This window comes from Streptococcus equinus (genome assembly GCF_900104225.1).
Lineage (GTDB): Bacteria > Bacillota > Bacilli > Lactobacillales > Streptococcaceae > Streptococcus > Streptococcus equinus_D.
On the sequence record NZ_FNJK01000005.1, the window covers coordinates 83,024 to 105,624 of the forward strand.

At 37.2% G+C, this 22,601-nt stretch carries 21 protein-coding genes and 1 rRNA gene; 19 read left to right on the forward strand and 3 right to left on the reverse strand.

The window, feature by feature from the left end; all coding sequences use genetic code 11:
• Window positions 1-9: 9 nt before the first annotated feature.
• A complete protein-coding gene (locus BLP98_RS07670) occupies window positions 10-1,518 on the forward strand; it encodes a cell division site-positioning protein MapZ family protein (protein ID WP_074482676.1) in 1,509 nt (502 codons plus the stop codon).
• A gap of 149 nt (window positions 1,519-1,667) precedes the next feature.
• Window positions 1,668-2,432, forward strand: a complete 765-nt coding sequence (locus BLP98_RS07675) for a (S)-acetoin forming diacetyl reductase (protein WP_074482678.1) — start codon at window positions 1,668-1,670, stop codon at window positions 2,430-2,432.
• An 86-nt stretch (window positions 2,433-2,518) separates the two neighbouring features.
• On the opposite strand, the gene BLP98_RS07680 is transcribed toward BLP98_RS07675, so the two are convergent.
• Complete coding sequence (locus BLP98_RS07680) at window positions 2,519-3,004, reverse strand: S-ribosylhomocysteine lyase (protein ID WP_074482680.1); 486 nt, start codon at window positions 3,002-3,004, stop codon at window positions 2,519-2,521.
• A 149-nt stretch (window positions 3,005-3,153) separates the two neighbouring features.
• On the opposite strand from BLP98_RS07680, the gene BLP98_RS07685 reads away from it, so the two are divergent.
• From BLP98_RS07685 to BLP98_RS07745, 13 genes are all read left to right on the forward strand, one after another.
• Window positions 3,154-4,761, forward strand: a complete 1,608-nt coding sequence (locus BLP98_RS07685; protein WP_074482682.1) for a ribonuclease Y — start codon at window positions 3,154-3,156, stop codon at window positions 4,759-4,761.
• A gap of 160 nt (window positions 4,762-4,921) precedes the next feature.
• A complete protein-coding gene (gene gmk / locus BLP98_RS07690) occupies window positions 4,922-5,539 on the forward strand; it encodes a guanylate kinase (protein WP_003063524.1) in 618 nt (205 codons plus the stop codon).
• Window positions 5,540-5,562: 23 nt separating this feature from the next.
• Window positions 5,563-5,877 carry a DNA-directed RNA polymerase subunit omega gene (rpoZ, locus tag BLP98_RS07695; protein WP_014334364.1) on the forward strand — a complete coding sequence of 105 codons (315 nt, stop codon included), beginning with the start codon at window positions 5,563-5,565 and terminating at the stop codon, window positions 5,875-5,877.
• A gap of 141 nt (window positions 5,878-6,018) precedes the next feature.
• A complete protein-coding gene (locus BLP98_RS07700; protein WP_074482684.1) occupies window positions 6,019-8,409 on the forward strand; it encodes a primosomal protein N' in 2,391 nt (796 codons plus the stop codon).
• Window positions 8,410-8,470: 61 nt separating this feature from the next.
• Window positions 8,471-9,406 (forward strand): methionyl-tRNA formyltransferase, encoded by a 936-nt coding sequence (fmt, locus tag BLP98_RS07705; protein WP_074482685.1) that lies wholly within the window; start codon window positions 8,471-8,473, stop codon window positions 9,404-9,406.
• Window positions 9,396-10,718: a 16S rRNA (cytosine(967)-C(5))-methyltransferase RsmB gene (rsmB, locus tag BLP98_RS07710; protein ID WP_074482687.1), complete on the forward strand. Its 1,323-nt coding sequence runs from the start codon at window positions 9,396-9,398 to the stop codon at window positions 10,716-10,718. The genes fmt and rsmB overlap by 11 nt, the downstream gene beginning before the upstream one ends.
• A gap of 37 nt (window positions 10,719-10,755) precedes the next feature.
• Entirely contained in the window at window positions 10,756-11,493 is a 738-nt protein-coding gene (locus tag BLP98_RS07715; RefSeq protein WP_074482688.1) for a Stp1/IreP family PP2C-type Ser/Thr phosphatase, read from the forward strand.
• Window positions 11,493-13,382, forward strand: a complete 1,890-nt coding sequence (gene pknB / locus BLP98_RS07720; protein WP_074482689.1) for a Stk1 family PASTA domain-containing Ser/Thr kinase — start codon at window positions 11,493-11,495, stop codon at window positions 13,380-13,382. Before BLP98_RS07715 ends, pknB begins: the two co-directional genes overlap by 1 nt.
• A gap of 100 nt (window positions 13,383-13,482) precedes the next feature.
• Window positions 13,483-14,178, forward strand: coding sequence for a cell wall-active antibiotics response protein LiaF (gene liaF / locus BLP98_RS07725; RefSeq protein ID WP_074482690.1), 696 nt, complete (start codon window positions 13,483-13,485; stop codon window positions 14,176-14,178).
• Window positions 14,175-15,200, forward strand: a complete 1,026-nt coding sequence (locus BLP98_RS07730) for an envelope stress sensor histidine kinase LiaS (protein ID WP_074482691.1) — start codon at window positions 14,175-14,177, stop codon at window positions 15,198-15,200. Before liaF ends, BLP98_RS07730 begins: the two co-directional genes overlap by 4 nt.
• A complete protein-coding gene (locus BLP98_RS07735; RefSeq protein ID WP_074482692.1) occupies window positions 15,184-15,828 on the forward strand; it encodes a response regulator transcription factor in 645 nt (214 codons plus the stop codon). Before BLP98_RS07730 ends, BLP98_RS07735 begins: the two co-directional genes overlap by 17 nt.
• Before the next feature lie 124 nt (window positions 15,829-15,952).
• Window positions 15,953-17,353: a bifunctional Cof-type HAD-IIB family hydrolase/peptidylprolyl isomerase gene (locus BLP98_RS07740; protein WP_081341179.1), complete on the forward strand. Its 1,401-nt coding sequence runs from the start codon at window positions 15,953-15,955 to the stop codon at window positions 17,351-17,353.
• On the forward strand, window positions 17,353-17,709 hold the full coding sequence (locus BLP98_RS07745) for a S1 RNA-binding domain-containing protein (RefSeq protein WP_020916316.1): 357 nt from the start codon (window positions 17,353-17,355) through the stop codon (window positions 17,707-17,709). The genes BLP98_RS07740 and BLP98_RS07745 overlap by 1 nt, the downstream gene beginning before the upstream one ends.
• Before the next feature lie 100 nt (window positions 17,710-17,809).
• On the opposite strand, the gene cysK is transcribed toward BLP98_RS07745, so the two are convergent.
• Both cysK and BLP98_RS07755 read right to left on the reverse strand, forming a co-directional pair.
• Window positions 17,810-18,739, reverse strand: coding sequence for a cysteine synthase A (gene cysK, locus BLP98_RS07750; protein WP_074482693.1), 930 nt, complete (start codon window positions 18,737-18,739; stop codon window positions 17,810-17,812).
• 99 nt (window positions 18,740-18,838) lie between these two features.
• Window positions 18,839-19,465: a YigZ family protein gene (locus BLP98_RS07755; RefSeq protein WP_074482695.1), complete on the reverse strand. Its 627-nt coding sequence runs from the start codon at window positions 19,463-19,465 to the stop codon at window positions 18,839-18,841.
• A 54-nt stretch (window positions 19,466-19,519) separates the two neighbouring features.
• Between BLP98_RS07755 and BLP98_RS07760 the strand changes: the two genes are divergently transcribed.
• The 4 genes from BLP98_RS07760 to BLP98_RS07775 form a co-directional block, all read left to right on the forward strand.
• Window positions 19,520-20,821 (forward strand): ATP-dependent helicase ComFA, encoded by a 1,302-nt coding sequence (locus tag BLP98_RS07760; RefSeq protein ID WP_074482697.1) that lies wholly within the window; start codon window positions 19,520-19,522, stop codon window positions 20,819-20,821.
• The gene (locus BLP98_RS07765) at window positions 20,818-21,480 is read left to right on the forward strand and encodes a ComF family protein (protein ID WP_074482699.1); all 663 of its coding nucleotides are present in this window, start codon (window positions 20,818-20,820) and stop codon (window positions 21,478-21,480) included. Before BLP98_RS07760 ends, BLP98_RS07765 begins: the two co-directional genes overlap by 4 nt.
• A 76-nt stretch (window positions 21,481-21,556) precedes the next feature.
• The gene (gene hpf / locus BLP98_RS07770; protein ID WP_074482701.1) at window positions 21,557-22,105 is read left to right on the forward strand and encodes a ribosome hibernation-promoting factor, HPF/YfiA family; all 549 of its coding nucleotides are present in this window, start codon (window positions 21,557-21,559) and stop codon (window positions 22,103-22,105) included.
• Window positions 22,106-22,505: 400 nt separating this feature from the next.
• Window positions 22,506-22,601, forward strand: a 16S ribosomal RNA gene (locus BLP98_RS07775); the annotation flags it as partial.

Sequence of the window (22,601 nt, forward strand, 5' to 3'; positions counted from 1 at the left end):
GACCAAAACGTGTCAGAAAAAAAAGACATGCCGTCTTCTGAAGAACAAGATGGGCTTAATTTGCAAGATGTTAAAAATCTAACCATTGAAGAAGCTGTTCGAAAAGATTCTGAAATGAAAGCTGGAATTACTGAGTCTGATGGCGTTTTAGATAAGTATATTAAACAGCACCGAGATGAAGTAACATCACAAAAATTTGAAACAAAGCTATCTGATTTTGATGATTTAGATACAAAAGCTTTAGATAATTTTATTAAAAAACAACGCGAAGAACTTGTTAATAGTGGTATTGTTGGCAAAGAAGTTTTTGAGGAAGCTACTGAAGCTAATCAAGTGCCTGAAGCAGAAGAAGTGGTTGAACCAGCTGTTGAAGCTACCGAAACTGAGCCTGAACAAGTAGAGCCAGTAAGTTCTGAGTCAAAAGAAGCAACTTCAGAAGAAGCACCAAAGGTTGAAGAAACCGTTGAAGCTACTGAAGAAGAAAAAGAGGAGCCGGTAGTAGCTCAAATTGAAGATTCAGAAAAAAAAGCTGAACCAACTATTGCTCTTACAACTGATGAAAGTAAACCAAGTTCTAAGAAAAAACGTGTTATTATTGGGGGCTTAGCTGCTCTTGTAGTTGCTATTTTTGGCGCTGGTTATGGTTTACACTATGTTAAAGGGTCAAATACTACAGTTGCTAGCTCATCAACATCATCAAGTCAGAAAAAAACATCATCAAGTTCAAGTGCAGCAGCGAAAGCAAAACAAGCCAAAAAAGCTTTTGATGAAGCTTATGCGGCAATGTTCACTGATGATACTAAGACTAAATTAAAAAACAGTGAATTTGATAAAATTTCTGTTCTAAAAGAAAAATTAGATGCTCTAAAAGGAACTGATTTTTATGATGATGCCAAAAAACAATATGATACAGTAGCAGCTCACATTACTGCTATCAAGGCTATCAATGCTTTGTTTGACAAAGATGTTATTGTGGATGGTAAAAAGGTTTCAGGAACTGTCAAGGCTGATGCTAACTTTGATAGTTTGTCTAGTGATGTTTTGAATACTGGTGATGCTAAATTAGATAATTTGTTGCAATCAGTGATTACTGATGGTAAAAATCAATTAGCTGCTAAAGCTCAATCAAGTAGTCAAGCACAAGCAGCTGCAAACACTGCTAACCAGACAGAAAGTAGTGAAGAAACAGCGGATGCCAAACCACAAGCTCCAGCTTCTGATAATTCAAATCTTCAACGCGATAAGAGTCGTGTTCCTTATAATGAATCGGCAATTGCTGATTCAGGAAATCCAGCTTGGACATTTGGTGATGGTGTGCTTGAAAAAATTGTTTCAACATCACAAGCGCGTGGCTATTTCTCAGGAAATGATTATATTCTTGAAAAAGTTAATATTATCAATGGTAATGGCTATTACAATATGTTTAGAAAAGATGGAACATATCTATTCTCAATTAACTGTAAAACAGGTTACTTTGTAGGTAATGGTTCTGGTCACTCTGACGCATTGGATTATTAATGAAAAGTTTAAAAAGCTCTCCTTTTGGAGGGCTTCTTTTGATTTCAGAAGTGAAATAATGAAAAAATCTTGAAAAAAGTTTCAAAAAATTGACAAGAAAAAATGGAAGCGCTATAATTGGCGTAATTTAAAGATTAAGGGGTGATATTATGGTAAAAGTAGCCATTGTTACTGGTGCAGGCCAAGGGATTGGCTTTGCTATTGCAAAACGTCTTCATGAAGATGGATTTAAGATTGGAATCTTAGATTACAATCAAGAAACAGCAGAAAAAGCTGTTCAGGAACTTTCCCCACAGGATACTTATGCAGTTGTAGCTGATGTTTCTAAGCGTGAAGAGGTTGCTAAGGCATTTGCGCAGGTTGTTGAACATTTTGGAGATTTATCGGTTGTTGTAAATAATGCAGGGGTTGCCCCAACAACGCCTTTAGATACAATCACAGAAGACGTTTTTGAACGCACTTTTGCCATTAATGTCGGAGGTGTTATCTGGGGAGCTCAGGCAGCCTTGGCTGAATTCAAAAAATTAGGTCATGGTGGTAAGATTATTAATGCTTCATCTCAAGCTGGTGTAGTTGGTAACCCTAATTTGACTGTTTACGGTGGTAGTAAATTTGCTATTCGTGGTATTACACAAACCCTAGCACGTGATTTGGCAGATTATGGTATTACTGTAAATGCTTATGCACCAGGGATTGTTAAGACACCGATGATGTTCGATATTGCTCATGAAGTCGGTAAAAATGCTGGTAAAGATGATGAATGGGGCATGCAAACTTTTGCTAAAGACATTACTCTTAAACGATTGTCTGAACCAGAAGATGTAGCTAAAGCAGTTGGATTTTTGGCAGGACCTGATTCTGATTACATTACTGGACAAACCATTATTGTTGATGGTGGTATGCAATTCCATTAAAATTTTCATGACAAACACAAAGGCAGGGAGGAAAACTCCCTGCCTTTTTAGAAACAAAAAAGCCAGCAAGGCTGACTTTTGATTTTTTAGATGACGTGACGTTCAAATGGATCGTCTGAGATACCGTCTTTAAGAATAAGTTTTGCCCATTCTTTAGCAGTAAATAGGCTGTGGTCTTTGTAGTTTCCACATGATTCAATTGTTGTTCCTGGCACATCATCCCATGATGTTACAGTAGCAATTTCTTCTAAACTTGATTTGATGACTTTGGCAATTTCAGTTGTGTTGTGTTTACCCCACATGATCAAGTGGAAACCAGTACGGCAACCAAATGGTGAGCAGTCAATCATTCCGTCGATACGTTCACGGATAAGTTTAGCAAGTAAGTGTTCGATAGTGTGCAAGCCAGCAGTTGGAATAGCATTTTCATTTGGTTGAACCAAACGGATATCAAAGTTTGTGATGACATCTCCAAGAGGTCCAACTTCCTCAGAAATCAAACGAACATAAGGTGCTTTAACGATTGTATGATCTAGTTCAAAACTTTCTACAGTTACTTCTTTTTTTGACATAATAGACTCCTTTTTTATTCCTCTAATAATCATATCATAAATTTTAGTAAAACGCTTTACAATTTTAAATTGTGAAAAAACTCGATTTATGGTAAACTTGAAAGTAGCTTTCTATAGATGAAATCTAAAATTTTTATTGAGGTAAAAACATGCCAAATATTATTATCTTGATTGTTTTTGCCCTCATTGGTTTGATAGTTGGTTATGCACTGATTTCCATCAGACTTAAGTCTGCGAAAGAAGCTGCAGAACTCACTCTTTTAAATGCAGAACAGGATGCTGTTAATCTACGTGGTAAGGCTGAACTTGAAGCTGAACACATTAGAAAATCAGCTGAGCGAGAAACGAAAGCTCATCGCAAAGAATTACTGATCGAAGCAAAAGAAGAGGCTAGAAAATATCGAGAAGAGATTGAAAAAGAATTTAAATCTGAAAGACAAGAGTTAAAACAAATGGAGACTCGTTTGACTGAACGAGCGTCTTCTCTTGATCGCAAGGATGAAAATCTAACCAGCAAAGAAAAAGTGTTGGATAGTAAAGAACAAAGTCTAACCGATAAATCTAGACACATTAATGAGCGTGAAAAACAAATCGGAGAACTAGAAGAACAGAAAAAAGCAGAACTTGAACGTGTCGCCTTGATGACGATTGCTGAAGCGCGTGAAATTATTTTGACAGAAACTGAAACTAATTTGACGCATGAAATTGCAACTCGCATTAAAGATGCTGAACGTGAGGTCCGCGATAAGTCTAACAAGCTCGCCAAAAACATTCTCGCTCAAGCCATGCAACGAATGGCTGGTGAATATGTTACTGAACAAACCATTACAACCGTTCATCTACCAGATGATAGCATGAAAGGTCGTATCATTGGTCGTGAAGGACGTAATATTCGTACTCTTGAAAGTTTGACAGGAATTGATGTCATTATCGATGATACACCTGAAGTGGTAGTCCTCTCAGGATTTGATCCAATTCGTCGTGAAATTGCTCGTATGACATTGGAAGCCTTGATTCAAGATGGTCGTATTCACCCAGCTCGCATTGAAGAATTGGTTGAAAAGAACCGTTTGGAAATGGACAACCGTATTCGTGAATATGGTGAAGCTGCTGCTTTTGAAATCGGCGCTGTAAACTTGCATCCTGATTTAATTAAAATAATGGGTCGTTTGCAATTTAGAACGTCATATGGTCAAAATGTTTTACGTCACTCAGTTGAAGTTGGTAAGATGGCTGGTATTCTTGCTAGCGAACTTGGTGAAAACGTAATGCTTGCTCGTCGTGCAGGTTTCTTGCATGATATGGGGAAAGCTATCGACCGTGAAGTTGAAGGTAGCCACGTTGAAATTGGTGCCGAATTTGCTCGTAAGTACAAAGAAAACCCAATCGTGGTTAATGCGATTGCCAGTCACCACGGTGATGTCGAACCTGAAAGTGTGATCGCTGTGATTGTTGCAGCAGCTGATGCTTTAAGTTCAGCTCGTCCAGGTGCTCGTAACGAGTCAATGGAAAATTACATCAAACGTCTTCGTGATTTGGAAGAAATTGCAACAAGCTTTGATGGTGTTCAAAACAGTTATGCTTTGCAAGCTGGACGTGAAATTCGTATCATGGTGCAACCAACTAAAGTTTCTGATGACGAGGTAACAATCCTTGCTCACAAAGTTCGTGAAAAAATCGAAAGCAACCTTGATTATCCAGGTAACATTAAAGTTACCGTTATTCGAGAAATGCGTGCTGTCGATTACGCAAAATAATAAAATAGACAAAAAGAAGTGCGTTTCAGACGTACTTCTTTTTAATGTGAAGGAGCTTGTAAATTTCCTTGAAATATAGCCTTATCTTTGATATACTAGAATGTAGTCTAATTGAATAAAAAGCAAGTCTTAACTTGTAGTCTATAATAAGGAGAGTGGCATGACCGAACGTGGTTTGTTAATTGTTTTCTCAGGACCTTCTGGGGTTGGTAAGGGAACAGTTCGCCAAGAAATTTTTTCAACACCTGATCATAAATTTGAGTATTCTGTTTCTATGACAACGCGCCAAAAGCGTCCAGGAGAAGTTGATGGCGTTGATTATTTCTTCCGAACTCGTGAAGAATTTGAAGAGCTTATTAAAAATGGTCAAATGTTGGAATATGCTGAATATGTAGGCAACTACTACGGCACACCACTGACTTACGTTAATGAAACGCTCGATAAAGGAATCGACGTATTCCTTGAAATCGAAGTTCAAGGGGCTCTTCAAGTTAAGAAAAAAGTTCCAGATGGTGTCTTCATTTTCTTGACTCCACCAGATTTGGACGAATTAAAAGATCGTTTGGTCGGTCGTGGTACTGATAGCGAAGAAGTTATCCGCCAACGTATCGAACGTGCTAAAGAAGAGATTGCTTTGATGCGCGAATACGATTATGCTGTTGTTAATGACGAAGTGCCTTTGGCAGCTGAACGCGTTAAACGTATCATTGAAGCAGAACATTTCCGTGTTGATCGTGTTATTGGACGTTACAACGACATGATTAAAGACATTGACTAAAAGAGAGAAGAGAGAAAAAAGCTATGATGTTAAAACCTTCTATTGACACTTTGCTTGATAAAGTGCCATCAAAATACTCACTTTGCATTCTTCAAGCTAAACGCGCTCACGAACTTGAAGCTGGTGCAAAACCAACTCAAGAATTCAAATCAGTAAAAGCTACTTTGCAAGCTCTTGAAGAAATTGAATCTGGTAACGTTGTTATCCACCCAGATCCAGAAGCAAAACGAGCTGCTGTTCACGCTCGTATCGAAGCAGAACGTTTGGCTAAAGAAGAAGAAGAACGTAAAATCAAAGAACAAATTGCTAAAGAAAAAGAAGAAGGAGAAAAAATCTAAGGTATTTTATCTTAGATTTTTCTTGTAATAAATCATTGTGATAAAGTAAACAAGTATTAAAAATGATTACTTATCACGATGATTATTCTTTTTTCATCAGGATAAAATTTTTGAGTTCATTGAGGATTAGAAAGGAGAGTTATGACAAAAATTGCTCAGGTCATTGTTGATGTCCCATTAATGCAGACTGATAAGCCTTTCTCATATCTTGTGCCAGAAGATATGCAAAATCAAGTCACCTTGGGGTCGCGTGTTCATGTTCCTTTTGGTCGTGGTAACCGTCTTTTACAAGGATTTGTTGTAGGATTTTCGGAAACGTTAGAAAGTGATGTCAGCCACTTAAAGGCTATTAGCGAGGTTTTGGATTTTGAGCCAGTTTTAAATGAAGAACAACTCGCTCTAGCAGATCAGATGCGTCATACCGTCTTTTCTTATAAAATTTCGATTTTGAAATCGATGATTCCTAATTTGCTCAATTCTCAATACGATAAGCGTTTGATGCCAACAAAGACACTATCTAGCGAAGACCGTTTGGCTTTGTTTGGAGATAAAGAAAGTAGGCTTCATTCAACGCTTTCTGAAGCGGAAGCTAAAAAAGTAGCTCGTCTAGTTCAAGCTGGAAAAATCACAGTTGATTATCTTGCTAAAGATAAGAAAAATATCAAAACGGAAAAATTCTATCAAGTTAATTCTGACCAGTTAGCTCAAGCAGAAATTTCAGCAAGGGCTAAGAAGCGTTTGATGTTACGTGATTACTTGCTTGAGCATCCTGAAGAAGGCAAACTTTCTGATTTGCATCAGCTCTTTTCCCGTGAAGTTGTTAAATTCTTTGTGGAGAATCATCTGTTAACCATTTTAGAAAAAGAGAAAAAGCGTTCGGACGCTTACTTTGATGTTGCAACGACAGATTTTCTTGATTTGAACGAAGAACAAGCAGCAGTTGTTGAAGAGGTGATTAGCCAAATTGGCAAAGACTCTAAACCATTTTTACTAGAAGGTGTGACAGGTTCAGGAAAGACTGAAGTGTATTTGCACATTATTGATAAGGTCTTAAAACTTGGTAAAACAGCAATTGTTTTGGTGCCTGAAATTTCTTTGACACCTCAGATGACAAATCGCTTCATTTCACGTTTTGGTAAGCAAGTGGCTATTATGCATTCAGCTTTATCTGATGGTGAAAAATTTGATGAGTGGCGCAAAATTAAATCTGGTCAAGCTCGTGTTGTTGTTGGTGCGCGCTCTGCCATTTTTGTTCCAATGGAAAATATCGGAGCTATCATCATTGACGAAGAACATGAGGCAACTTACAAGCAAGAATCAAACCCGCGTTATCATGCGCGTGATGTGGCTTTGCTTCGAGCTAAATATCATAAAGCTGTTTTGTTAATGGGTTCTGCGACTCCAAGTATCGAAAGTCGTGCCAGAGCAAGCCGGAATGTTTATCATTTCTTACAGCTGACTCATCGAGCCAATCCTTTAGCCAAGATTCCTAAAGTTGACATTGTGGATTTTCGCGATTATGTTGGCCAGCAGGAGGTCAGCAATTATACACCTTACTTGTTGGAAAAAATTGCGGATCGTTTGGAAAAACATGAGCAAGTTGTGCTCATGCTTAACCGCCGCGGCTACTCAAGTTTCGTTATGTGTCGTGATTGTGGTTATGTGGATGAATGCCCAAATTGTGATATTTCCTTGACGCTTCATATGGATACGAAGACTATGAATTGTCACTATTGTGGTTTTGAGAAACCTATTCCACACACTTGTCCAAATTGTCATAGTCGCAGCATTCGTTATTATGGAACGGGGACACAGAAGGCTTACGATGAATTGGCAGAAGTCTTCCCGCAAGCACGTATTCTACGTATGGATGTTGATACTACACGACAAAAAGGAGCCCATCAGCGTATTCTTGATAAATTTGGCAATCATGAGGCTGATATTCTACTTGGAACTCAGATGATTGCTAAGGGGCTTGATTTTCCAAATGTTACCTTGGTTGGTGTCTTAAATGCGGATACGTCTCTAAATCTGCCAGATTTTAGATCGTCAGAACGAACATTTCAATTGTTAACCCAGGTTGCTGGGCGTGCGGGACGCGCTGAAAAAGAAGGTGAAGTCCTCATTCAGACTTATAATCCGCAACATTATGCTATTAAGTTAGCTCAGAAGCAAGATTATGAAGCCTTCTATGCTTATGAAATGGGAATTCGAAAGCAATTATCATATCCACCGTATTATTTTACCGTTGGTTTGACCTTGTCACACAAGGATGAGCAGACAGTTGTGCGTAAGTCTTTTGAGTTGTTACAAATCTTGCGCCAGCATTTGTCTGATAAAATTAAAATCCTTGGACCAACTCCTAAACCAATTGCTAGAACGCATAATCTTTACCACTACCAAATCATTGTCAAATATCGCTTTGAAGACCATTTGGAAAGTGTCTTAAATCAGATTTTAGACATGACTCAATTACCAGAAAATAAAGATTTACGTTTAGTAATAGATTATGAGCCACAAAATTTTATGTAGTGCTCTGCTATGCTATAATAAAGAAAAATTTAAGTAATAAAATCCTTTGAGAGGAACTAAGATGACAAAATTAATTTTTATGGGAACACCTGATTTTTCAGCGACTGTTCTAAAAGGTTTGCTAGATGATGCCAACTATGACGTTTTGGCAGTTGTAACACAGCCAGACCGTGCTGTTGGTCGTAAAAAAGAAATCAAAATGACTCCTGTTAAGGAAGTTGCTTTGGAACATAATCTCCCTGTTTACCAACCTGAGAAGATGTCTGGTTCAGACGAGATGGCTGAGCTTATGACTTTGGGAGCTGACGGGATTGTAACAGCTGCATTTGGTCAATTTTTGCCAACAAAATTGCTTGATTCTGTTGATTTTGCGGTTAACGTGCATGCATCACTTCTTCCCAAATATCGTGGTGGTGCACCAATTCACTATGCTATCATCAATGGTGATAAAGAAGCTGGTGTGACAATCATGGAAATGGTTAAGAAAATGGATGCTGGTGATATGATTGCTAAAGCCTCTACACCAATTACTGATGATGATAATGTTGGAACAATGTTTGAAAAATTAGCTGTCATTGGACGTGATTTGCTTTTGAAAACATTGCCGGATTACATCGCTGGCAACATCAAACCAGAACCACAAGATGAAAGCCAAGCGACTTTCTCACCAAATATCACACCAGAAGAAGAACGTATTGATTGGAATAAATCAGCGCGTGATGTCTTCAACCATATCCGCGGATTGTACCCATGGCCAGTTGCACATACTCTTCTTGATGGCAAACGTTTCAAAATTTATGAAGCAAGTTTGGCAGAAGGACAAGGAAAACCAGGTCGAATCATTGAAAAAGGTAAGAAATCATTAGTTGTGGCAACTGGAGATGGCGCTATTTCTCTTAAAACAGTGCAACCAGCTGGTAAACCACGCATGAGTATTGTTGATTTTCTTAATGGTGTTGGACGTAAGCTTGAAGTAGGTGACCTTATTGGCGAATGATTGGAAAAATCAAGCTCGTGGCTTAGCGCTACTTGTTCTTGAAAATGTCTTTGAAGAAGGAGCTTATTCTAATATCGCTCTTAATCAAGAACTAAAACACACGAAACTATCGCAAAAAGATAAGTCTTTAGTGACTGAAATTGTATATGGTACGGTGGCACGAAAGATTACTTTAGAATGGTATCTTGCTCACTATATCGAAGATCGCGATAAGCTAAATCCTTGGGTTTATTACCTCTTGATGTTGAGCCTTTATCAATTGTTATACCTTGATAAAATGCCTGCTCATGCTGTGGTTAATGATGCGGTTAATATTGCTAAAAATCGCGGTAACAAAAAGGGTGCTGAAAAATTTGTTAATGCTATTTTACGACGCTTGGCCAAAGAAAAGCTCCCAAATCCTGAAGAGATTAAGCGTAAAAATAAGCGTTATTCAGTTCTTTATTCTTTACCAGTTTGGTTGGTTAAAAAACTGATTGACCAATTTGGTGAAGACCGTGCAAAAGCCATTATGCAAAGCTTATTTGTTCGAAATAAAGCAAGCATTCGAGTGACAAATCCTGAAAAATTGGCTGAGATTAAAGCTGCGACAGGCGCAGAACCATCTACTTTATCGCCAGTAGGTTTGGTTAAAACATCAGGTCACTTTGCTGGAACAGACTATTTTGCCAAAGGTGACATCACGATTCAAGATGAATCTAGTCAATTGGTGGCCCCAACGCTTAATATTCAGGGCGATGAAAATATCTTAGATGCTTGCGCAGCTCCAGGTGGAAAGACCACTCACATGGCTTCTTACCTGACAAGAGGGCACGTCACAGCATTAGATTTATACGACCACAAGCTTGATTTGGTAATGGATAATGCCAAACGCTTACATGTGGCTGATAAAATCTCTACACAAAAAATGGATGCCACAACAGTTCACGAACATTTTGCACCAGACACTTTTGATAAAATATTAGTTGATGCACCATGTTCGGGAATTGGTCTTATCCGCCGTAAACCTGACATTAAGTACAATAAAGAAAATCAAGATTTCACGGCTTTACAGGAAATTCAATTGCAAATTCTTGATAGCGTTTGTCAAACATTGCGTAAAGGTGGTATAATAACTTATAGCACTTGTACGATTTTTGATGAGGAAAACTTCCAAGTCATTAACAAATTTTTAGAAACTCATCCAAATTTTGAACAGGTAAAACTGAGTCATACGCAAGAAGATATTGTAAGAGATGGTTGTATTGCGATTACCCCTGAACAATATCAGACAGACGGGTTCTTTATTGGACAAGTTAAACGTATCTTGTAATCTCAAGGAGGAAACTGACACAGTCAGAAGGAAAACTATGAAAATTTCACTTGTAACTGATATCGGACAAAGACGTTCAAATAATCAGGATTTTATTAATAAATTTGATAACGAAAAAGGTATCACTTTAGTCATCCTAGCAGATGGTATGGGAGGTCATCGTGCTGGTAATATTGCTAGTGAAATGACCGTTACTGACCTTGGACGTGAATGGATTACTACCGATTTTACTGAATTAAGCCAAATTCGTGATTGGCTGATTACTGCGCTTGAAGCAGAAAATCAAAGAATTTATGAACTGGGTCAAACCGATGAGTATAAAGGTATGGGAACAACCGTTGAAGCTTTAGCGATTGTTGATAACAATGTTATCTTTGCTCACGTTGGTGATTCACGCATTGGCTTGCTTCATAATGGTGAATACGAATTGTTAACAAGCGATCACTCTCTTGTTAATGAATTGGTTAAAGCTGGTCAATTGACAGAAGAAGAAGCTGCTAATCACCCACAAAAAAATATTATCACGCAATCTATTGGACAAGCTAATCCAGTTGAACCTGATTTAGGGGTTCAAGTTCTTGAAGAAGACGATTATCTTATCATTAACAGCGATGGTTTAACAAACATGATTACCAATGACGAAATTGTTAGCATTTTGAGCCAAGATAAAAATCTTGACGACAAAAACAATGAGCTAGTCACTCTTGCTAACGAACGTGGAGGTCTTGATAATATCACCATTGCTCTTATCCACGCCGAAAGTGAGGAAGCTTAATGATTCAGATTGGCAAATTATTTGCTGGTCGTTATCGGATCCTCAAATCTATCGGACGGGGTGGAATGGCAGATGTTTATCTTGCCAAAGATCTAATTCTTGATAATGAAGAAGTGGCTATCAAAGTCCTTCGAACTAATTATCAAACAGATCAAATTGCCGTTGCTCGTTTCCAACGTGAAGCGCGTGCCATGGCAGAGCTAAACCATCCAAATATCGTTTCGATTCGTGATATTGGAGAAGAAGACGGACAGCAATTCTTAGTAATGGAATATGTTGATGGTTCGGACTTGAAAAAATATATTCAAGACCATGCCCCGCTTTCTAATAATGAAGTTGTTAGAATCATGGAAGAAGTCTTGTCTGCGATGACTTTGGCTCATCAACAAGGAATTGTTCACCGTGATTTGAAACCACAAAATATCTTGTTAACCAAAGACGGAACGGTTAAAGTTACCGACTTTGGTATCGCTGTAGCTTTTGCAGAGACAAGTTTAACACAGACAAACTCAATGCTTGGTAGTGTACACTATTTATCACCTGAACAAGCGCGTGGATCAAAAGCCACTGTTCAAAGTGATATTTATGCTATGGGGATTATGTTGTTTGAAATGTTGACTGGTCACATCCCATATGATGGTGATTCAGCTGTTACAATTGCTCTTCAACATTTCCAAAAACCACTTCCATCAATCATTGATGAAAATAAAAATGTTCCACAAGCCTTGGAAAATGTTGTCATTAAAGCAACTGCAAAACGTTTGAGTGATCGCTACGCCTCAACTTTTGAGATGAGCCGTGATTTAATGACTGCTCTTTCATATAACCGCAGTCGTGAACGCAAACTTGTCTTTGAAGATACAGAAAATACGAAGACACTTCCAAAAGTAACAACTTCAACACCTGTTCCCTCAACTACAGAACAATTGTTGAAAAAACAAAAAGCGGCTAAAGTTAATCGTGAAGCTGCGGATAATAAAATTGCAAAAGCGAAAACGAAGAAGAAAAAATCACATCGTATGTTTGGTACTTTAGTGAAAATTTTCTTTGCGGTCGTAGTAGTTGCAATTGCTATCTTTACTTACTTGACGCTAAGCACACCAGCTTCAGTCAACGTTCCAGATGTAGCTGGAACAAGTTTACAAGCTGCTAAGACAAGTCTTACATCAGCAGGGCTTAAAGTTGGAAAGACTAGGAAAATTTATAGTGATACTGTTCCAAGTGGTCAGGTTATTGAGACTAATCCGAAAGCTGGCACATCTAAGAAAGAAGGTGCCAAAGTTGATATTTATGTATCAAAAGGAACTTCAGGCTTCAAGATGAAAGATTATACTGGTCAAAACTATCAGGAAGTTATCAAAGAACTTAAAGATAAGCACGGTATTTCAAGTGATAAGATTGATGTTGAATGGATAACAGGTACTAACTATGACGGTGGTACTATCATTAGTCAAACACCTGAAAAAGGTACAAAAGTAGTTAGTGAAGATAAGATTACTTTCAAGGTTGCAGCTTATGTGATGCCGAACCTAATTGGTTATACTTATCAAGATGCCATTGCTGAATTGACAGCACTTGGTTTATCAAGTTCACATATTACGGTATATCAAGCGGATGTAAATTCTTCATCAGGATATTCTCAAGTGAAAACACCATCTGCATCGTCAGTTGTTGTGGCCCAAGATCCTTATTTCGGTGCAGCTATTGAAGGAAATGTGAAACTTTACTTCTCATCTGGAAGTGACGTTCAATCTTCTGAAGTAGCACCATCTCAATCTGTTTCTGAGTCATCTGAGTCAAGTGAAACGACTGAGTCAAGCTCATCAAGTAGCAGCAGTAGTAGTAGCAGTACTGAAGAAAGCTCTCAAACAGATGCATCAGTTGAGTAATAATCTCTTACAAGGACACCCAAAAGGGTGTCCTTTTTTAGGCAAAATCGAGCATTTTTCCCTTCTTTTTGGTAAAATACAGAAAAAGAAAGGGTATGATATGAGGAAAGTTCAATTCTTTGTCATTGTAGAAACAATTCTATTAGTCATGGGCTTGATGACAATCATGGCAAATAATTTATCAAGTTTTATTTTGATTTTAGTGCTAATTCTTTTGGCATTGCGCTTTTATGATCAAGATAAACGCAATAATTTTTTGTTAACGGTAGGCCTAGTCCTATTATTTTTGATTTTAATGCTAAATCCTTACATCATCATGGCAGTTGTTCTTGGAGTTGTTTATGTGGTTATTAACCATTTTTCACAAGTTAAAAAGAAAAATCGTTTTGCACTCGTACGATTCCGTGAAGAAGATTTAAAAGCTAAGCCGATTCGTAACCAGTGGATAGGTAGCGATTTTCATGACAGTGATTTTTATGCCTTTGATGATATTAATGTGATTCGATTAACTGGAAGTGACACAATCGATTTAAGTAACGTTATTGTGACGGGTAAAGATAATGTTGTTGTTATTCGTAAAGTATTTGGGCCAACTAAAATTTTAGTTCCAATTGATGTCGGTGTTAAATTGGATGTTAGTGCCATTTACGGCAGTGTTCGTTACTTTGATTTTGCTGAATACGATTTGCGAAACGAATCTTTGAAATTGTGGCATGGGCAAGATGATGAATATTTGAAGGGGGTTAAAATCATTGTTAATACTTTAGCAGGGGATGTCGAGGTGGTACGTAAATGAAAAAACATCATTTTTTACTTTTGATTCTCTATGCAAGTATTATTATCATTTCTATTGTTGTCGTTGTTTTAGATAGTTTAGAATTACATTTAGGAAATCTTATTTCAGATTTTTGGATGGGAGAGCGTTTTGTTTTCTCAATTGTTTTCCTAATCTTAGCTGTTACGATTCTGTTATTACTTCTTTGGGTTATTTTAGATGATAATAGCAAACGCAGTATTAACCAAAATCTACGTCGGATTTTGAATAATCAAGAAGTATTTTTAGATGAAGATACTGAAATTAATACGAATTTATCACGTTTATCTAAAAAGATGACGCATTTGACAAATAGCTTACAAAATACAGAAAATAGCCGTATTCAAAATGGTCAAGAAATCGTAGAACAAGAGCGTAAACGCATCGCACGTGATTTACATGATACGGTTAGCCAAGAACTTTTTGCTTCATCAATGATTCTTTCAGGGGTATCTGCTAATCTTGATCAGATTGAAAGAGAGCAACTAGAATTCCAGTTGACTGCTGTTGAAAGCATGCTGCAAAATGCTCAAAAAGACTTGCGTATTTTACTCCTACATTTACGACCTACTGAATTAGAAAATAAAACCCTTTCAGAAGGTTTTGATATCCTCTTGAAAGAATTAACAGATAAGAGTAGTATAGAAGTTGTTTATAAGAAAAATATTGGAAAACTACCTAAAAAGATTGAGGATAATGTTTTTCGTATTGCTCAAGAGTTTATTAGTAACACACTCAAACATGCTAAAGCGACACGTTTGGAAGTTTATCTTAATCAAACAAAGACTGAATTACAATTAAAAATGGTTGATAATGGGGTTGGTTTTGATATGGATGAAAGACATGATTTAAGTTATGGTCTTAATAACATTGAAGAACGTGTTGATGATATGGCTGGAACGATGACATTATTGAGCCAAAAAGGAAAAGGGGTATCCATGGATATCCGATTACCTTTGGTTAAGGGAGAAAATGAGGAGAAAGAAGATGACCCAGAAAATTAGAGTTATTCTAGTTGATGATCACGAAATGGTACGTCTGGGGTTGAAAAGTTTTTTTAACTTGCAACCAGATATTGAAGTTGTTGGTGAAGCGGGAAATGGTGTTGAAGGGATTAAGCTTGCTTTAGATTTAAAGCCAGATGTAGTCGTCATGGATTTAGTAATGCCCGAAATGAGTGGTGTTGAGGCAACCTTGAAACTTTTAGAGGAGTGGAAAGAGGCTAAAATCCTTGTTTTGACATCATATCTTGATAACGAAAAAATCTATCCTGTAATCGAAGCGGGCGCTAAAGGCTACATGTTAAAAACATCTAGTGCAGCAGAAATTTTAAATGCGATTCAAAAAGTTGCGCGAGGAGAGCTAGCTATCGAAACAGAAGTCGATAAAAAAATCAAAGCTCATGACAAGCAACCTGAATTGCATGAAGATTTGACCGCTCGTGAGCGTGATATTTTGAGACTTTTAGCTAAAGGTTATGATAATCAAACCATTGCTGATGAATTGTTTATTTCATTGAAAACGGTCAAAACACACGTTTCAAACATTTTAGCTAAGTTAGAAGTAGATGACCGTACGCAAGCAGTTGTCTATGCCTTTAAGCATCATTTAGTACCGCAAGATGAGGATTAATGATATAATAAGAACATAGCTTTTCTTTGATTTCAAAGTTAGAAAGGAAAATGGGACAAAAAGTCTTTGGACTTTTTATGGAAAATGAGATTTAATGACCATTTCCTTTCCCATAATGATACAGATGGATGTAAAAACAAAATACAAGGCTAAAAAAACAAAGATTGTTTTCTTTGATATTGATGATACCTTGCGTGTCAAAGTAACAGGATATATGCCTGAATCAATCAAATACGTTTTTAAAAGCTTGAAAGAAAAAGGAATCATGACAGGGATTGCCACAGGACGCGCTCTTTATGGTGTTGTTCCTGAAATCCGTGATTTAAACCCTGATTACTTTGTAACAATCAACGGAACGTATGTTATTGATCATAAAGAATCTGAAATTTTGAGTGATCCACTACCACGTGATTTAGTTGAAAAATATGTAAATTGGGCTAAATCAGAAGGTATTGAATATGGATTTACCGGTAAGGATAAACCTGTTGTTTCAACAAGAAGTCAGCTAATTGATGATGCTATGGCCCCAATTTATGGCATTTGTGATGTCGAACCAGATTTCTATTTGACAAATGATGTTTATCAAATGTGGACATTTGCTGAAAATAATGCTGACTTGCAATTGCCTGAAGAATTAGCTAGTGAAATTCGCTTGGTTCCTTGGCACGAACATTCATCTGATGTTGTTAAAGTTGGTGTGTCTAAAGCCTCAGGTGTTGCTCATGTTTTAGAAAGTCAAAACTTAAAACCACTCAATGCCATGATGTTTGGCGATGGACCAAATGATATGGAAATCTTTGATTATGTTGGCTTAAAAATTGCCATGGGGAATGCAGTACCTGAACTCAAAGAAAAAGCAGACTTTGTAACAAAAACAGTAGAAGAAGATGGCATTTTATATGCTTTGGAGGAACTCGGTTTGGTAGAAAAACAATTAAATTTCCCACAAGTTGATTTATCAACAGTTGAAGGTCCAGTTGCGACAATCAAAACAAATCATGGTGACATGAAAATCAAACTTTTCCCTGATCATGCACCAAAAACAGTAGCAAACTTTGTTGCTTTGTCAAAAGATGGTTACTATGACGGTATCATTTTCCACCGTATCATTCCTGAATTCATGATTCAAGGTGGTGACCCAACTGGTACTGGTATGGGTGGACAATCTATCTATGGTGATAGCTTTGAAGATGAATTCTCAGAAGAACTTTACAATGTTCGTGGAGCTCTTTCAATGGCAAATGCTGGTCCAAATACAAACGGAAGCCAGTTCTTTATCGTTCAAAATAGCAAAATTCCATACGCTCAAAAAGAACTAGAACGTGGTGGTTGGCCAAAATCAATCGCAGAACTTTATGCTGCTAAAGGTGGAACACCTCACCTTGACCGTCGTCACACAGTCTTTGGACAAATCATGGACGAAGAATCATACAAAGTTCTTGATGAAATTGCAAACGTTGAAACTGGCGCACAGGACCGACCAGTTGAAGATGTAGTTATTGAAACAATTGAGGTAGTAGATTAATGAGAATTGGCGACAAAATCACTGGAACAATAACAGGTATAAAACCTTATGGTGCCTTTGTCGCATTGGATAATGGGACTACAGGCCTTATTCATATCTCAGAAATTAAAACAGGCTATATTGAAAATATTTACCAACTGCTTAAAGTTGGTGAGAAAGTCTTGGTACAAGTTGTTGATTTTGATGAATTTACGCAAAAAGCTAGCCTTTCTTTGCGTACCCTTGAAGAGGAAAAACATCACCTCCACAGACGCCATCGTTTTTCAAATAGTCATTTAAATATTGGTTTTCAACCATTGGCAGACAATCTGCCAAAATGGACAAAAGAAAGCCTTGAATTACTAACAAAAGATTAAATAAAAAATGCTGAGACGAAGTGCTCAGCATTTTTTATATCATAATCATAAGAAAACAAGGTTAGAGCAGAACTCTAGCCTTGTTTGATTTTAGATAGATTTATTCACCAAAGTCGTAAAGAGAAGTTGAAAGGTAACGTTCGCCGTTGTCAGGAAGAAGGGCTAAGACTTTTTTACCTTTACCAAGTTCTTTGGCTTTTTCAATAGCTGCAAAAATGGCTGCGCCAGAAGAGATACCAGCAAGGAATCCTTCCTTTCCACCAAGGTTACGGCTTGTTACAATAGCATCGTCTGATGCGACGCGAATGACAGCATCATAAGATTTAGTATCAAGGGTGTCTGGGATAAAGCCAGCTGAAATTCCTTGAATTTTGTGTGGACCAGGTTTTTCACCAGAAAGAACAGCAGATTCATCAGCTTCAACTGCATAGACTTTGATGTCTGGGTTTGCTTTTTTAAGAGCGTGAGAAACACCAGAAACAGTTCCTCCAGTACCAACACCAGCTACGAAAGCATCAAGACCTTTTGGACCAAAAGTTTCAATGATTTCAGCTCCTGTTGTTGCTTCATGAACAGCTGGGTTAGATGGATTAGCAAATTGAAGTGGTACCCATCCATTTTTCTCTGCAGCGACTTCTTTGGCTTTAGCGATAGCACCTTTCATTCCTTCGCTTCCTGGTGTCAAAACAAGTTCAGCACCATAAGCTTGGATAATTTTACGACGTTCAAGGCTCATTGTTTCAGGCATTACAATAATGACTTTGTATCCTTTAGCTGCACCGACCCAAGCGAGACCAATACCAGTATTACCTGATGTAGGTTCAACAATTGTATCACCAGGTTTGATTGTACCTGCTTTTTCAGCGTCTTCAATCATACGAAGAGCAATGCGGTCTTTAACAGATGAGCCTGGGTTAAATGATTCAATTTTGACGTAAACATCAGCAGCATCTTCAGGAACAATGTTGTTAAGTTTGATAATAGGAGTGTTTCCAATTAATTCAGTAATTGAGTTATAAATTTTTGCCATAAATGATTCTCCTTGAATTAAAATTTATAGGTCAAGTATATGCTCAAATTGACTGTTTGTAAAATATATAATTCTTATCATGGTGATAGGGAAATCTTATCACAAGGCAACTTCGACAATTTTTGAACCAGATTTTTCAAAGGAAACCTTACCTTGATAAAATTCAACAAGACGGTCACTAACCTCTGTTACATTTTCTGGGTCAAGGTAGATGTGAGTCGTTATATTTTCTAGAAATTCGGTGTCAAATTCTTGAAGATTTTCAGCTTGCAAGAAGTTGGAGAATGTTTGGTATTGTGGGTAAGAAAGGGTGAGTTTTAGCCCTTCTTGTTCCTTAACTTCTACGATACCAATCTCTTTAAGAGCATTAGCAACGCTGCCAGCGTAAGCACGGATTAGCCCACCTGCACCAAGTTTAATACCACCAAAATAACGTGTGACAACGGCGACAACATTGGTTAAACCTTGTTTTTCCAAAACAGTTAGCATCGGTACACCAGCTGTTCCACTTGGCTCACCATCATCACTAGAACGCTTGATTTCGGCATTCTCTCCAATAATCATAGCTGAACAAGAATGAGTTGCTTTATAATGTTCTTTTTTGATTTGAGCAATAAATTCTCGTCCTTCTTCTTCAGTTTCAACGCGTTTTAATTGGCAAATAAAGCGTGATTTTTTAATCTCTTCCTCGCAAATGCCATCGTTTTTGATTGTTTTATAGTTCATACCCAAATTTTACAAGATTTTTTGGGATTTAGCAAAGTTTTCGAATAAATAGGTATGACAGAGTTGAATGATTACTATGGAAGAATTTTTACAGAAAGTCAATTAACAGATGACTTGAAAAAGGAAGCAAAAGTCCTTCCTTCGGTTAAAAAGGAAAAAGGTCAAATGATTTGCAATCGCTGTGGAAGAGTAATGGCAGCAAATCAAATGTTGCAAACTGGTCGTATCTATTGTAGAGAATGCTTGACTTTTGGTCGAAATACCAGTGATAGTAACCTATATTATTTTCCTCAAATTGGCTTTCCAGAGACTAAGTCTCTCATTTGGCAGGGAGAATTAACGCCTTATCAAAAAGAAGTTTCTCAAGGAATGTTGGCAGGCATTGCTCAAAAAAGTGATTTATTAGCTCATGCAGTAACAGGTGCTGGAAAAACAGAGATGATTTATCAAAGTGTTGCAAGCGTGATTGATCAAGGTGGCTGTGTTTGTCTGGCAAGTCCCCGAATTGATGTTTGTTTAGAGCTTTATAATAGGTTGTCACGAGATTTTTCTTGTCCGATAACTTTGTTACATGGAGATTCAGAAGCTTACAAACGTTCACCACTGATTATTGCGACGACTCACCAATTGTTAAAATTTTACCGAGCATTTGACTTATTGATTATCGATGAAGTTGATGCCTTTCCTTTTGTTGATAATAAAATGCTTTATCACGCTGTTAATCAATCCATCAAAGATGATGGGGTCAAAATTTTTCTTACAGCAACCTCCACAGATGAATTGGATAAAAAAGTAAAAAAAGGAGAACTGACAAAATTACACTTAGCTAGACGTTTTCACGCTAATCCATTGGTTGTTCCTAAAATGGTTTGGTTGGGTGGTTTGCTGTCGTCAATGGAAAAAGGAAAAATTCCTAATAAGTTAATATCTCTTCTAAAAAAACAGCGGCAGAGCCATTTTCCTCTTCTTATCTTTTTTCCAAATATCGAACAAGGCAAACAATTTTCAATTGTTTTACAGGAAACATTTCCGGATGAAGCCATAGCATTCGTATCAAGTCAGACCGAAAATCGTCTTGAATTGGTTGAACAATTTAGAAAAAAAGAGCTCACTGTTCTTGTGACAACAACTATTTTAGAGCGAGGTGTAACATTTCCGTGTGTAGATGTCTTTGTTTTACTTGCTAATCATAGATTATACAGTAAAAGTGCCTTAGTCCAGATTGCAGGTCGTGTTGGTCGTTCGGTAGAGAGACCGACGGGAGAGTTATTATTTTTACATGATGGGACCACAAAAGCTATGCAAAAAGCCATCACAGAAATCAAAGAGATGAATAAAAAAGGAGGATTTGGATGAAATGTTTACTTTGCGGTAAAGAATTCTCCGAAAGAGAAACATTTTTAGGAATAATTTCTATGAGAAAAACAGCCAAGTTAATTTGTCCAGAATGTCAGAATACTTTTGAGAAAATCGGTAATGAGCATTGCCCAACATGTTATCGAAATGGAAGTAGTGAACAATGCACAGACTGCAAAAAATGGGCTAAAGAAGATCATAATGTTCAACATCGAGCAATTTATACCTATAACGAGGCAATGAAAGAGTATTTCTCTAAGTATAAATTTCAAGGAGACATGCTATTAAGTCAAGTCTTTGTTAAAGAATTAAAACAAGTTTTAAAAGAATATAAAGATTATACGATTGTTCCTGTCCCCTTAAGCACGGAGCGAATGGCCGCAAGGCAATTTAATCAGGTTACAGTGTTACTTGATTCCGCGCATATTTCTTATCAAGATATTTTAAGCAAGAAAGAGATAAGAAAGCAGTCTGATAAGAACAGAAAAGAAAGACTAGAATGTGATTGTCCCTTTAGTCTGAAATCAGATAATTATATTCCAGATAAAGTGTTGATAATAGATGATATCTACACGACAGGAGCAACTTTAAGAGGAATTTACCAATTATTTTATGAAAGAGGAACAAAGATTGTAAAAAGTTTAACAATTGCACGGTAAATACTTGCAAATTTTCATGAAAGCAGTATAATAAAAGAGTAAAGAAAGCGCTTTATAGCGAGAAAGAGGTGTTTTTATGATTAAATATAGTGTTCGTGGAGAAAACATCGAAGTAACAGATGCAATCCGTAACTATGTCGAATCTAAACTCGGTAAAATTGAAAAATACTTCAATGCTGAACAAGAATTAGATGCTCGTGTTAATTTAAAAGTTTACCGTGAAAAAACTGCAAAAGTTGAAGTAACAATTTTGGTTGATTCAATCACTCTTAGAGCTGAAGACGTTTCACAAGACATGTATGGATCAATCGATTTGGTAACTGATAAAATCGAACGTCAAATTCGTAAAAATAAGACAAAAATTGCTAAAAAACATCGTGAAAAAGTTCCAGCTAGCCAAATTTTCACAAGCGAGTTTGAAGCTGAACCAGTAGAAGAAGGTCCAGTTGTAAACGTCGTTCGTACAAAACATGTTAGCCTAAAACCGATGGACCTTGACGAAGCGCTTCTTCAAATGGACCTTTTGGGACATGATTTCTTTATCTACACAGATGCTGAAGATGGAGTAACAAACATTCTTTATCGTCGTGAAGATGGTGAACTTGGTTTAATTGAAGCCAAATAACTGATTGCAAATCCGCTAAATTTTTAGCGGATTTTTTAAATTTCCTCTTGACAACAGAAAGAATAGATGATAAATTATTAGAGTTGCTGCTTGGGAAACACCTCAGATGAGGAAGAAGTCAAGAGTAAAAAATCTTGAAAAAGATGTTGACAAAATCAAACGGCAATGATAAACTGATATAGCTGTTGTTCGAGAGGACAGCGGTAACAAGTTTGAAACGAGTTTGAAAATTTCTTGAAAAAAGGTGTTGACAACAAGTTTTAAATTTGATAGAATATAGAAGTTGTCTCTGATGAGACAAAGACCTTTGAAAACTGAACAATACGAACCAAACGTGCGGGTTACGGAAGTAACCTGTCAAAGAAACGATAAATCTGTCAGTGACAGAATGAGAACAAGATTAAATGAGAGTTTGATCCTGGCTCAGGACGAACGCTGGCGGCGTGCCTAATACATGCAAGTAGAACGCTGAAGACTTTAGCTTGCTAAAGTTGGA